The following is a 13,748-nucleotide window of genomic DNA, read 5'->3' on the forward strand; positions in this document are numbered from 1 at the left end:
ATCTTATCCTTATCTAATTGAATAAAATAACTATTTTCATTGTTAATTATTTTTATTCTAGCGTAATTCATCTTTAAATTAAAAAAATCCTTCATCATCTGTTTTCTGATATTGATATCAATTGTTAAAAATAACTATCTATTATTTGAATTGCAGTTTATTATGAAAATGTATTCATAATTAATTTCTCCAAAATGGATACATTTTTAGTTCAAATATAGTTCATATAGTTCAAACACCCTTACAAATTTTTCTTAAATCTTAATTCGTTACGCTTGAGGACAATTATTATGTTTCAATGGCTTTTAAACTGGATTTTAGATGGACTTAAACATTCACCTGAAATCCTTTTGTTTTTATCTTTAAGTTTAGGGTATTTAATTGGTGGTATTCGAATTGGTAAATTTCAACTTGGTGGTGTTGCAGGTTCATTACTTGTCGCTGTTGGGTTAAGTGTTTTTGGTGTCACAATTGACGCCGGTGTGAAAGCGGTTCTTTTTGCATTATTTATTTATGCTGTCGGTTATGAAAGTGGCCCTCAGTTTTTCCGTTCGCTTGGTGTTAAAACATTGCGAGAAATCTTTTTAGCACTGTTTATTGCAGTAGCTGGTTTTGTTACTGTTGTTGTTTTAGCTAAAGTATTCCATCTAGACAAAGGTCTTGCAGCTGGTTTAGCTGCCGGAGGCTTAACACAGTCAGCAATTATGGGTACCGCTTCTGATGCATTATCTCAGCTCGGTTTGAACCCAGAAGAACTCAGTAAGTTACAAGGTAATGTAACTATTGGTTATGCAGTAACTTATATATTTGGTTCACTTGGTGCAATTATTGTATGTGTTAATATTTTGCCAAAAATAATGGGGCGAGATATTAGTGATGATGCAATTAAGGCTCAAGCTGAACAACTTAATGGTTCGCTTTTATTGGGTAGTAATCAAAATTTAGCACTATCTGATATTAGTGGGCGTCTTTATCGTATTACCAATAAAAATAACCAAACTGTTGCTCAAATTGAACAAAAGGTTAATGGAATTAGTGTTGAGCGCATTAAACGTGGTAATAAAATTATTGAAGCTATGCCTGATACTGTTTTAAAAAACAGAGATATCATTTTAGTTGTAGGGCATCGTGATGTAATGATTAAAGCACATGACTTACTTGGTACTGAGGTTAACTCAGCTTCAGGTATGGATGTGGTTATGAACACGCAAGATGTTGAAATGCGTAATACACGCTATGTAGGTGAGAGTTTAACACAAGTACTCTCTTCAGATGAGGTAATGAAATTAAAACATGGCATTTACCTTATTGCTATTCATCGTGATGGTCAGCCTCTTGCTCTTAATGATGATATACATTTACAACTCGGTGACATTATTACTATTTATGGTGCTGATGGTGATTTGAAACGTGTCATTGATAAAATTGGGGCGCCAATTACCAAAAGTGAAAAAACTGACTGGATATTTCATGGTTTAGGATTAGTTGTTGGGCTTATTATTGGTTTAATTGTAATTCGCGTCAGCGGTATTCCTATCACTCTTGGTGCAGGTGGGGGCGCTCTTCTTTCTGGTTTACTATTTGGTTGGTATCGTTCACTTCACCAAACCGTGGGTAATATTCCAGCCGGTGCGGTTCAATTATTAAAAGACTTTGGTCTGGCTGGCTTTGTTGCGGTCGTAGGTTTAAGTTCTGGACTTGAAGCGATTAATACAATTCGGGAACAAGGTTTGTCCCTCTTTCTTATCGGAATAGTCGTTACTTTATTGCCTATGTTACTTGCTATCTATTTTGGTAAGTATGTACTTGGTTATAAAAATGCAGCTGTATTTGCCGGTGCTTTAGCTGGTGCGCGCAGTGCAAATCCTGCTTTCGGTGAAGTACTTAATAAAGCCGGTAACTCTACACCAACCAACTCTTTTGCTATTACTTATGCTTTAGCTAATGTTTTCCTAACTTTGTTAGGTCCATTGGTTGTTGCTTTTGTTTAATTGAAATGTCAAATTAAGGATCCTGATTATGAAAAATAAAACAGATTATGCTCAATATGCTAATTTAAGTCCTTTTGAATTAAAAGATAACCTAATTAAACTTGCACAAAGCCATACCGATCGGGTTATGTTAAATGCTGGTCGTGGTAATCCTAATTTTTTAGCAACTTGGCCTCGCCAAGCTTTTTTCCAACTTGGTGTATTTGCGACTCAAGAGTCTGAAATGTCTTATTCATATTTGAATGAAGGTGTGGGTGGAATGCCAATTAAGGCTGGATTGACTGGTCGTTTTGAACATTTTGTCCGCCTTAATTATGATACGCCAGGTGTTGCATTTTTGGGTAAAGCTTTCTCTTATATTCGCGATCAACTTGGATTAGACGAAAACGCCTTTTTACAAGAAATGGTAGAGGGGATTTTAGGGTGTAATTATCCAGTACCTGATAGAATGTTGCGTTTCAGTGAAGAGGTGGTAAAAGCTTACGTTTTAGAACAAATGGGGGCGCAATATCTTCATCGCGATGAAATCGATCTCTTTGCCGTTGAAGGTGGTACAGCAGCAATGGCCTATATATTTAATTCAATGAAAGAGAATGGTTTAATTCAAAAAGGCGATAAAATTGCTATTGGCGCACCAATTTTTACCCCTTATCTTGAAATCCCTGAACTTAACGATTACCAATTAGTTGAAGTATTAGTTAACTCCGATCCTAAATTAAACTGGCAATATCCAGAATCTGAATTACGCAAATTAGAAGATCCAACAATTAAAGCATTTTATTTAGTCAATCCATCAAATCCACCTTCAGTAAAAATAGACGATAAAAGCCTAAAAATTATTGCAGATATCGTTAAAAAACGTCCTGATTTAATTATTTTGACTGATGATGTGTATGGTACTTTTGCCGATGATTTTCGATCATTATTTGCCATTTGCCCAAAAAATACAATTTTGGTCTATTCATTTTCTAAATATTTTGGGGCTACAGGTTGGCGTTTAGGTGTAATTGCAACAACACGCGATAATGTTATAGATAGAACAATTAAAGCATTACCAAAGAAAACGAAAGATATTTTGAATAAACGTTACAGCTCAATTGTAACTAAACCAGAAAATTTAAAATTTATTGATCGTTTAGTCGCTGATAGTCGTGCTGTTGCATTGAATCATACTTCTGGACTTTCTACTCCTCAACAAGTACAAATGGTGCTATTTGCATTGTGTGAAATGATGGATACAGATCAAAGCTACAAAGCAACTTTAAAAAATTTAATTCGTCGTCGTGATGCTGCTCTTTATCAACATTTAGGTTTACAGCACCAGTCAGATGAAAATAGTGTTGAATACTATACACTCATCGATCTTGAAAGTATTTGTCGCCAATTGTATGACGATAAATTTGCTAAATGGATCTTAAAAAATAAGAATCCAACTGAATTATTATTTAGAATTGCTGATGAAACTGGAGTGGTACTCTTACCGGGTAAAGGTTTTGCGGTGCAACACCCTTCAGCTCGAGCCTCATTAGCTAACTTAAATGAGTATCAGTATGCAGCTATTGGTTTATCATTGCGTAAACTTGCTCAAGAATATCATGACGAGTATAAAGCCAAAAATAAATAAAATAGTTAAAATATGAAGGCTTTATATTGCTTTTATTTAATAGATTAAAATCAATCAAAACCCTAGTACACTAGGGTTTTTTTGTGGTTATTGTTTAAATTTTTAAGGTAAGAGGGCAATAATAATGATTATATCAAGTAGAAAAATTTATATCTTTTAGATGTGATAGAATCAGAAAATCTTAATTATTTACTCAATAATATGTCTGTCAAAACTTTAATAATTAGTTATTCTAGATAGTTATGTTGGTTTTAGTATACACTTACAATTAGTTAGCATTTTTTGATGCATTATATTTAGTCTATTTTCTTTGTTTTAAATGTTATTTTATGTAGACAAAGCAATAAAGAAGTTAATAGATTTGTCTATACAAAATTAAGTTAAATTGGTCATTATCTATCTGTTGATTAGCCAAAATAGCAATGTTAGCTATCCACATGAACTTAGTGCCACCTATTTATTCGTTAACCCGATGTGTTTTTTTATTTTGGTTTTAGTATAAAATCATTCAACTTTAGTAATACTAACTGATTAGATGATTTAGGGATCAATGTTAATATTAGCTATTGCAAAAATGAAACTTTTATTAAAGAATTTAATATAGTTAACATCTATCACAATAGAAAATAATATTGAAATATAAGGATATTTATGAGTATTAATTATTTTTCATCAGCAATATCTGACAGTATTAACCAAGTTAATCAGGAAGCCATAAGGAACAAACAGATTGTTGGATCTGTGGTAATGGTTGCTAAAAATAGGGAAATTGTCTATCAACAAGCCAGTGGTTATGCTAATCGTGAACAAAAAATCCCAATGCAGACTGACTCAGTATTTTTATTGTCGTCAGTGACTAAACCGATAGTAACTGCAGCAGTGTTATGTTTAGTTGAACAAGGTATTCTTAATTTACAATCACCTGTTACCGATTATCTTCCTACTTTTACACCTAAGCTTAAAAATGGTCAGCAACCTATTATTACTTTACATCACTTACTGACTCACAGTGCCGGATTAAAGTATCGTTTTGACGAACCTTATGGAAAAGGTATTTATAATACTCTGCAAATTTCTGATGGTTTTGATCAAATAGCGATTAGTTTAGAAGAAAATCTTAAACGGTTATCACAAGCCCGCTTATTTATTTTCCTGGAACTAATTGGGGTTATTCATTAGCCTTAGATGTGCTTGGTGCAGTATTGTCTGTTGCTATGCAGCAACCTTTGGCAACAATTATAAATAAATTAATAATTGAACCTTTAAATATGCAGCATACAGGATTTACTTTATCTGATAATCATCAATTGGTAACCCACTATTATGATGCTTCACCAGAACCATTACCTATGCCAAGTCCATATTTGATGCAATTGGGAGCATCATGGAATAACGGCATTTTATCTTATGATCCTAAACGTATCTTTAATCCTCATGCTTATCATTCTGCTGGTGGTGGAATGGTTGGAAATGCACCTGATTTTATGCAGTTTTTGCTTGCATTAACTACCATAAACAATCAAATCAGTAAACAAAAATTGATTGATAAAATGGCAAAATGCTATATCAGTAGTGACTTTAGTACTCAAGGACCAGGTTGGGGATTTGGTTATGGTGGTGCGGTACTTGATAATCCCAATATTGCACAATCGCCACAAGGAAAAGGCACAATCGAGTGGGGTGGTGTGTATGGTCATAATTGGTTTTATGATCCACAGCATGAATTAGGTGTGATCATCTTCACAAACACAGCAATTGAAGGCATGTCAGGCCTTTACCCAATGAAGATAAAAGAGGCTGTTTATCGTTGTCTTTAATTAAATTATGGCAATTATAGTAAAATCATTTCAAGTAAATTGATTTTACTATAGTCAATTATGATGAACTAAGTTTTATATTATGTAGGAAATAATATGGATAGATTTTCTTTAGTAAAATAATTACATATATTCTTTTGGTATATCATATTTTTTTATATTAAAAAATTTATAAGATGATTGGGTTTGAAGATGAATTTTTCTGAATAACTATTAACGTTAATCCAATATAATTCTCTTTTCATTTGTTTTTTATAGTTAATTATTTGATTATTATAATTTACATTGAAAATAACTAATGCTTCTTCAATATGCTATTTTAGTTAAAATAAAGAAATTTCCGATTAATCCTAAAAATTGCAATCTAGGTACATTAATTGCTAATTCTTCAAGTAGCTCTCTTTTACGGGACTTTATATAATCTACACTATCTTCTTTTCTCACTAGGTAAAATCAGATAGTCATCTTCAATTTCTTTAATGAATAAAAACTTCCCGTTACTGTTTTCAATAATTGTTACTACTCTTGATTTTTTCTTCACGTACTCATTTTTGAAAAAAGTTAATAAAATTAATATATTACAAAGTAAAGTGTCATGTAGTTAGTATAAATTAAATAGCCTAAAGTACAATGAAATTTAGATGTACTAATAAATCATTTCGCAAATAACAATCTCTTTGACTGTTATAAAAGAAGTCTTTTCTCTTTAAATATATTGTGACCGAATTCACATTTTTTCATGTATTTCCTTTTTTTATTATTTATTAATGGTATTTTTAATTTATGAATAACAATTCATAGTTGAATATATATTCAATACCTAATAAAACTAAAAAGGGGAAAATATGAATCCTTATCAATTATCAATTGATGCACTTGTTCAAAAAACAAAAAATATACGCAGAAAAATAATCTGTTTAAACGCAAATAGCCCTGCAGGAGGGCATACTGGCGCAGATCTGTCACAAGTTGAAATTGTTACAGCGTTATACTTTCGAATTTTAAATTGTTCTCCTCAAAATTTAGATGACCCAAATCGAGATATTTATATTCAGTCAAAAGGACATGCTGCTGGTGGCTTATATTGTTGTTTAGCTGAAGCGGGTTATTTTCCTGAGAGTTGGTTACAAACTTATCAATATGCAAATTCTCAATTACCTGGACATCCCGTTCGACAAAAAGTACCAGGTGTTGAATTAAGTTCCGGTGCCTTAGGTCACGGTTTGCCTGTCGCTGTGGGTTTAGCATTAGCCGCTAAAAAAGATAACTCATCAAGGACAATTTATGTGCTAACTGGTGATGGCGAACTGGATGAAGGTAGTAATTGGGAAGCGGCTTTAGTTGCTGCTCATTATAAATTAGATAATTTAGTGATTATCAATGACAAAAATAAGTTGCAATTAGCTGGTGCAACCAAAGACATCATGAATACGGAACCTTTAGCCGATAAATGGCGTGCTTTTAACTTAAATGTTGTGGAGTGTAAAGGGAATGATATGACATCAATAGTTAATACACTTGAAAACATACAAAGACAAGGAAAACCCAACGTAATTATAGCACACACTGAGAAAGGGGCTGGCATTTCGTTTATTCAAGGTAAACCTGAATGGCATCATCGAACACCTAAAGGTAAGGAAATTGAATTAGCATTAGAGGAATTAAAAGATGAACAATAAGAAACATTTAACTAATGTATTAATTGAACGATTAATTTCTGCCGTTAAAAACGGAAAAGATATTATTGCAGTGGTCGCTGATTCAACATCAACAGCTAAAATCAATGATTTTATGGAATTGTATCCAGATCGAGTTGTTAATGTTGGAATTGCCGAACAAACTATGGTTGGAAGTGCCGCTGGATTAGCTCTTGCGGGAAAAATCCCCGTGACATGTAATGCTGCACCTTTTCTTATATCAAGAGCAAATGAACAAATTAAAGTCGATATTTGTTATAACAATACTAATGTTAAATTGATGGGGTTAAATTCAGGTGCAAGCTATGGGCCTTTAGCTAGTACTCATCATTGTATTGATGATATTTCTATAATGCGAGGATTTGGAAATATTGAAATATATGCGCCATCATGTCCGGAAGAATGTGAACAAATAATTGATTATGTGTTAGAGCATAATGGACCTGTTTACGTTCGTTTAGATGGAAAAGAATTACCCTATCTACATGATAAAAATTATCAATTCAAACCAGGCAATATAGATGTTTTAAAAAGAGGTAAGCAAATAGCACTGGTCTCAACTGGTTCAACTGTTTATGAAATTGTTGAGGCAGAAAAGTTATTATCAAAAAGGGGAATTTTCGTCTCTGTTATTAATTTATCTTCTATCCGTCCGTGCAATAAAACCCATCTTGTATCAGAGCTATCTCATATGAATCATATTATTACAGTTGAAGAACATAATATTAATGGTGGAGTAGGGAGTTTAGTGTGTGAAGTTTTATCTGAAATAGGTATTGGGATCCCAATTCATCGCTTAGGTATTCCTGATGGTCAATATGCACTTGCCGCTGATCGTTCATCTTTACGTAATTATCATGGTTTGGATGCAAATAGTATTTGCCATTTAGTTGAAAAATTAATCAAGGAATAGTGCATGAAAACGCCAATAATTTTATCAATAGATGAAGGAACAACGAATGTAAAAGTGATTGCAGTAGACCAAAGTGGTGTAATTATTTCAAAATCTGCAAAACCATTACAATTAGTTCATCCAGAAATAGGATATGCGGAACAATCACCAGATGAAATTTGGGCGGCAGTATGTTTTTGTATTCAGGAATGTTTAAAAAATATACCTGCGTGGGATGTAAAAGGTGTAGCAATAACTAATCAGAGAGAATCCATTCTAATTTGGGAAAAAACAACAGGTAAAACCATTACACCACTTGTTATTTGGCAGGATAGAAGAACTCTAGAAATTTGTGAGAAATTAAATCAACAATCAAAAAATGCATTTATTCAAGCTAAGACTGGGTTATCTATAGATCCGTTATTTCCATCCACCAAAATTAGTTGTTTATTAAAGTCAATTCCAAATGGTTATCAAAGAGCATTGAATGGTGAGTTATGTGTTGGCACGGTAGATTGCTGGCTTAATTGGAAGCTTTCTAATGGGAAATATTTTTCGACAGATTATTCCAATGCATCAAGAACACAACTATTTAATATTCACAAACGTGAATGGGATGATGAGTTACTCGCTCTGTTTTCAATTCCTAAAAAATGTTTGCCCAAAGTGCAACCTTCATCATTTATTCATGGTTATTGTGGTAAACATACAAATTTAGATTTAGCCGAAGGTACACCAATAGTTGCATTAGTTGGTGATTCTCATGCGGCGTTATATGGACAATGTAAAAATGATCTTCATGCAGTAAAAGCAACCTATGGTACAGGTTCCTCTTTAATTAGTTTGATTAATGATCCATCAATAAAGACAAAAGAATTAAGTACAACTATTGCTTGGCATGATGGAAATTTGAAATATGCCCTCGAAGGAAATATTACTCATACAGGCGCTGGTTTTTCATGGATTGGTAAAGTGTTAGGGGTTAATTCCTCTGAAAAACTTACAGATTTAGCATTATCCGTTGATTCTAATGGTGGCGTGTTTTTTATTCCTGCTCTGGCTGGATTAGGAGCGCCACATTGGAATCTAAGTGCAAAAGGATTGCTTTGTGGATTAACTGATTCAACCACGACTTCACATATTGCAAGAGCAGCATTGGAATCAATTGCTTATCAAATTGCCGATGTATTTTTTGCAATGGAAAAAGTATCAGGGGCTAAATTTTCTCAACTTTATGTAGATGGAGGTGCAACTAAAAATAGTTGGCTAATGCAATTTCAGGCAGATTTATTACAACGGAAATTAATACGTAATTTAAATGCGGAGGTATCAGTTTTAGGTGCAGCTTATTTAGCAGGTAAAACATTGCAGTGGTGGAGTAATCAAAAACTAGCTTCTTTACCACAAAATGTAGAAGAAATTCTTCCAAGAAAAGAGAAAGCAATAAATATTCAGCGTGATTATCAATTATGGCAAAACGCTGTTGAATGTTGTTGTTATAACACGCAAAGATAGATGATTTAAACATGATATGAATCATTTAGTTGAAAATATTAATTAATGATTAGAGGTTACAAATATGAAAACGAATTATCCAGAATTTGGTGCAGGTTTATGGAATTTTGCCAATTATGTGGATCGTTATGCAGTTGATGGTTATGGACCAGCGCTTAGTACAATAGAACAAATTTATTTGGCTAAAAAAGTGTCAGATTTATCTTATGTTGATATTCCATTTCCTTTTAGTGAGGGAGTGACATTACCACAAGTAAAAACAGCATTAGCTCAGACAGGGTTAAAAGTAATTGGTATTACTCCTGAAGTCTATTTACGAGAGTGGAGTAAGGGTGCTTTTACAAATCCAGATCCAATAGCAAGAAAATCAGCATTCGATCTTATGAATGAAGCGGCAAATATGGTTCGGGAATTAGGAGCAAAATATGTCAAAGTTTGGCCAGGACAAGATGGATGGGATTATCCATTTCAAGTTGATCATCAGGAAGTATGGGATTTAGCGATTAACGGCATGCGTGATCTTGCCAACGCTAACAAGGATGTAAAATTTGTAATTGAGTTCAAACCTAGAGAACCAAGAACAAAAATGTTTTGGGATTCAGCAGCTAAAACAATTCTTGGCATTAAACGTATGGGCGTTGATAACGTTGGGGTGTTATTAGATTTTGGTCATGCCCTATTTGGTGGGGAATCTCCAGCAGCTGCAGCACAAATGTTGATTGATCATGATCTGTTATGGGCAATGGATGTTAATGATAATTTACGAGGTTGGGATGATGACTTAATGGCCGGAACTATTCATATGGTAGAGCTAATGGAATTTTTCTATGTTCTTAAAAAAAATAATTGGCAAGGGGTGTGGCAATTAGATCAGTTTCCTTTCCGTGATAATCATGTAGAGGCGGCAAAACTCTCAATTCGTTTCCTAAAACATATTTATAACTCATTAGAACGATTAGATATAAACGCATTAAAAATTGCACAGTCAAAACAAGATCCTGTTGCAGTTCATAAAATTGTACAAAATGCATTAATACCTGAGATTGCTGATATCTAAACAGATCTTAATTTCTTAAATATTAATTATAACCATCTGTTTAATTATCAAGTTATTTTAGGGGTCACTTATGGAGGTATTTCATGAAGTCACAAAAAATTAGTATAACAGAAAAAATAAGTTATGGTTTAGGGGATGCATCAGCCAATATTTTTCTTGGTATGACCATGATGTTTTTGCCTTATTTTTGTACTAACATTGTTGGAATTTCAGCTTCAGCAATGGGATTACTCTTTATTGTAGCCAGACTTTGGGATGCCTTCATCGATCCTATTGTGGGAAATATGGCAGATAGAACAACAACCAAATATGGAAAGTATCGTCCGTTTTTACTCTATTTTTCTGTTCCATATGGTTTATCTTGTTTATTGGTTTTTATCGCACCAAATTTCTCTTCGACAGGAAATTTAATCTATGTCTATGTAACTTATCTTTTCTTAACAACAATGTATGCATTTACGGTAGTACCTTATGTAGCACTTTTAACTGCTATCACTAATGATCCTCAAGAACGTTTAGCAATTAATGCGTGGCGTTTCCCTTTAGCAAAAGCGGCTATGTTGTTGTGTTCTACAGTTGTTCCAATTGCTGTATCTTATTTTGGTAAAGCTAATGAAGCTAAGGCCTATTTGGTTTCAATGTCAGGTATTGCTATTTTAGCCTCACTATTACTATTTATTTGTTTTAAAGGTACGAAAGAAAAAATTATCATTAATAGTGAGGATAAAGTATCAATAAGAATGCAGTTGAAAATAATTTTCACCAATAAGCCAACGTTGCTATTTGTTGGTTTTAATGTTACTGGAGCGGTCGCATTTATATTGAAAGGTAGTGTCGCAATCTATTTTGTTAAATATTATCTCAATGCTAGTGAACAGATGGTTTCAGTATTTTTATCTGCAATTGCAATTGCCGGCATTATTGCTCCAATGATTGCAATTCAATTAATTAAGAAAAAATTATTATCGAATATTCAATTATATAAATATGCAAATTTATTTGGTGGATTGGCAACACTTTCTATTCTAATCATTTCGCCTGAACAATTAACATTAGGTTTATTCTTAATCATTCTATCAGTCATTTTTGCTGAATTGGGTTCTATTGTTTGTTGGGCTTTACCATCAGATTGTGCTGATTATTGTGAATATAAATATAGTGTCAAAGCATCTGGAATTATGGCTGCCGCTGGATTATTTACTCAAAAAGTTGGTTTTGCTATAGCTGGAGGTATTGTTGGTTTTTCATTAGCGTTAGCTGGATATGATACTAATAATATCACTCCAAATGCGTCATTTTCTATTTTATTACTTATTTCTGTAGCACCTGCTGTCTTTCATTTCCTTTCATTTATTCTTCTCTGTTTTTACCCATTGAATGATCACAAAATGAATGAAATAAAAGTAGCGTTAGAACAAAGAAGTTAAATAAGTTTTAAAATTTATAAAGGGATTTGTATATGAATACTGTTAAACAATGGGATAGAATTGAGTTAACCTTTAATTCAACTATCGATAAAAAACATTTTATTAATAGCGAGATAACTGCAATTATTACAACTCAAAATGAAGAGTTCGAAGTAAGTGGTTTTTATGATGATAATGGGGTGTTTATTGTTCGTTTTATGCCGAGTAAAGTCGGAGTTTATAATTATGTGATTAAAAGTAATGTTGCAGAACTAAATGGTATTACTGGTCATTTTGAATGTATTATAAATGATAACGAAAATATTAAAGGAGTAGTTAGAGTAGACGAAACATACCATTTTAAATTTGATAATAATGAGCCTTACTATCCATTTGGAACTACCGCTTATGTTTGGAATTATCAATTACCCGAAATTCAAAATCAAACAATAGAAACGTTGTCTAAAAGTCCATTTAATAAGATAAGAATGTGTGTGTTTCCCAAACATTATACTTATAATTTTAAAGAGCCTGAAGAGTTTCCATTTCATGGCAATATCAAAGATGGTTTTGATTTTGATACTTTTAATGTTTCTTTCTTCAGAAAATTAGAACAGCAAATCGAGAAACTTAGACAACTAAAAATAGAAGCCGATATCATTATTTTTCATCCATATGATCGTTGGGGATTTTCTAAAATGGATGAAAAAGTTGATTTTAGATATGTTAAATATTTGGTATCAAGATTATCCTCTTTTTCTAATGTTTGGTGGTCATTAGCTAATGAGTATGATTTATTAGTTCATAAGTCAATGGAATTTTGGGATAAAGTGGTGGATATTATTGCAAGCCAAGATCCTTATCATCATTTAATTTCCAATCATAATTGGCATGATCCGTTTAGGTATGAACATTACACTGGAACTAAGCATTGGTATGATCACACTAACCCTAAAATTACACATGCAAGTATTCAACATCATGATATGTGGTTTATCCCTTTTTGGCGAGAGCAATTTAAAAAACCCATTATGATTGATGAGTGTCGTTATGAAGGCAATGTTGATTTAGGTTGGGGGAATATTAATGCTGAAGCTATGACTGATTTATTTTGGAGCATCTTATGTGCTGGTGGTTATGCCACTCATGGAGATAGTTTTTTAAGCGAAGATGATATTATTTGGTGGTCACATGGTGGTGTCCTAAAAGGACAAAGTGCAGCAAGAATTGCTTTTTTACGTCAAATAATAGAAGAAGGACCTGTTAAACGTTTAACGCCAATTCGAGCAGATGGACATTGGGATACCGTTATTGGCCATGTTAATAGTGATTATTACTTAATGTATTTTTGGCGTAATTCTCAACCAGGTTTTAAATACATGACAATGTTAGATGAGCATCATCAATATAAAGTAGAGATCATTGATACTTGGAACATGACAATAGAAACTTATCCAGAAGTAGTTAAAAAAGGGGATAAAGTTCAGTTACAAAGCAAACAGAAAATCGCTTTACGAGTGACTAAGATTTAATAAATTACTTTCAAAAAATAATAGTTGTTCTTTCAGGAACAACTATTGCCAGTTAAGATAATTCAAGTTGTTTCAATTGCTACTTAATTGATTACCACTTGGTATATTTATGTTGTTGGATCTTAAATTATATTACTCAATACAAAAGCTATTATTTATCAAATAGATTTTTTATAAGATAAAAATAGACAATTCTATTTAATGTATATTGTAAAAA

The 13,748-nt window shown here is 32.7% G+C and carries 10 protein-coding genes; all 10 read left to right on the top strand.

All coding sequences use genetic code 11. From position 1 onward, the window contains the following. Positions 1 to 290: 290 nt before the first annotated feature. The 10 genes from aspT to A9G11_RS04655 all read left to right on the top strand — a co-directional run bounded on the left by aspT (position 291) and on the right by A9G11_RS04655 (position 13,531). Positions 291 to 1,991 carry an aspartate-alanine antiporter gene (gene aspT / locus A9G11_RS04615; RefSeq protein ID WP_065618348.1) on the top strand — a complete coding sequence of 567 codons (1,701 nt, stop codon included), beginning with the start codon at positions 291 to 293 and terminating at the stop codon, positions 1,989 to 1,991. Positions 1,992 to 2,019: 28 nt separating this feature from the next. After that, positions 2,020 to 3,615 (top strand): bifunctional aspartate transaminase/aspartate 4-decarboxylase, encoded by a 1,596-nt coding sequence (locus tag A9G11_RS04620; RefSeq protein ID WP_065618349.1) that lies wholly within the window; start codon positions 2,020 to 2,022, stop codon positions 3,613 to 3,615. Between the two features lie 651 nt (positions 3,616 to 4,266). Next, positions 4,267 to 4,794 carry a serine hydrolase domain-containing protein gene (locus tag A9G11_RS13970; protein ID WP_081298420.1) on the top strand — a complete coding sequence of 176 codons (528 nt, stop codon included), beginning with the start codon at positions 4,267 to 4,269 and terminating at the stop codon, positions 4,792 to 4,794. Positions 4,795 to 4,802: 8 nt separating this feature from the next. Next, on the top strand, positions 4,803 to 5,432 hold the full coding sequence (locus A9G11_RS13975; protein WP_255308527.1) for a serine hydrolase: 630 nt from the start codon (positions 4,803 to 4,805) through the stop codon (positions 5,430 to 5,432). An 845-nt stretch (positions 5,433 to 6,277) separates the two neighbouring features. Next, positions 6,278 to 7,111, top strand: a complete 834-nt coding sequence (locus A9G11_RS04630; protein ID WP_065618350.1) for a transketolase — start codon at positions 6,278 to 6,280, stop codon at positions 7,109 to 7,111. Continuing rightward, positions 7,101 to 8,042, top strand: a complete 942-nt coding sequence (locus A9G11_RS04635; RefSeq protein WP_065618351.1) for a transketolase family protein — start codon at positions 7,101 to 7,103, stop codon at positions 8,040 to 8,042. Before A9G11_RS04630 ends, A9G11_RS04635 begins: the two co-directional genes overlap by 11 nt. Before the next feature lie 3 nt (positions 8,043 to 8,045). Continuing rightward, on the top strand, positions 8,046 to 9,536 hold the full coding sequence (locus A9G11_RS04640) for an FGGY-family carbohydrate kinase (protein ID WP_065618352.1): 1,491 nt from the start codon (positions 8,046 to 8,048) through the stop codon (positions 9,534 to 9,536). A gap of 64 nt (positions 9,537 to 9,600) precedes the next feature. After that, positions 9,601 to 10,593 carry a sugar phosphate isomerase/epimerase family protein gene (locus A9G11_RS04645; protein ID WP_065618353.1) on the top strand — a complete coding sequence of 331 codons (993 nt, stop codon included), beginning with the start codon at positions 9,601 to 9,603 and terminating at the stop codon, positions 10,591 to 10,593. Between the two features lie 83 nt (positions 10,594 to 10,676). Next, complete coding sequence (locus tag A9G11_RS04650; protein WP_065618354.1) at positions 10,677 to 12,020, top strand: MFS transporter; 1,344 nt, start codon at positions 10,677 to 10,679, stop codon at positions 12,018 to 12,020. Between the two features lie 32 nt (positions 12,021 to 12,052). Further along, positions 12,053 to 13,531: a DUF5605 domain-containing protein gene (locus A9G11_RS04655; RefSeq protein WP_065618355.1), complete on the top strand. Its 1,479-nt coding sequence runs from the start codon at positions 12,053 to 12,055 to the stop codon at positions 13,529 to 13,531. Positions 13,532 to 13,748: the final 217 nt, after the last annotated feature.

It is taken from the genome of Gilliamella sp. wkB108 (assembly GCF_001690195.1).
In the GTDB taxonomy this organism is placed as follows: Bacteria; Pseudomonadota; Gammaproteobacteria; order Enterobacterales; family Orbaceae; genus Gilliamella; species Gilliamella apicola_L.

Coding starts and splice junctions, on each gene's coding strand:
- A9G11_RS04650 (WP_065618354.1), top strand. CDS start 10,677: ATGAAGTCACAAAAAATTAGTATAACAGAAAAAATAAGTTATGGTTTA.
- A9G11_RS04620 (WP_065618349.1), top strand. CDS start 2,020: ATGAAAAATAAAACAGATTATGCTCAATATGCTAATTTAAGTCCTTTT.
- A9G11_RS04640 (WP_065618352.1), top strand. CDS start 8,046: ATGAAAACGCCAATAATTTTATCAATAGATGAAGGAACAACGAATGTA.
- aspT (WP_065618348.1), top strand. CDS start 291: ATGTTTCAATGGCTTTTAAACTGGATTTTAGATGGACTTAAACATTCA.
- A9G11_RS04630 (WP_065618350.1), top strand. CDS start 6,278: ATGAATCCTTATCAATTATCAATTGATGCACTTGTTCAAAAAACAAAA.
- A9G11_RS04635 (WP_065618351.1), top strand. CDS start 7,101: ATGAACAATAAGAAACATTTAACTAATGTATTAATTGAACGATTAATT.
- A9G11_RS04655 (WP_065618355.1), top strand. CDS start 12,053: ATGAATACTGTTAAACAATGGGATAGAATTGAGTTAACCTTTAATTCA.
- A9G11_RS13970 (WP_081298420.1), top strand. CDS start 4,267: ATGAGTATTAATTATTTTTCATCAGCAATATCTGACAGTATTAACCAA.
- A9G11_RS04645 (WP_065618353.1), top strand. CDS start 9,601: ATGAAAACGAATTATCCAGAATTTGGTGCAGGTTTATGGAATTTTGCC.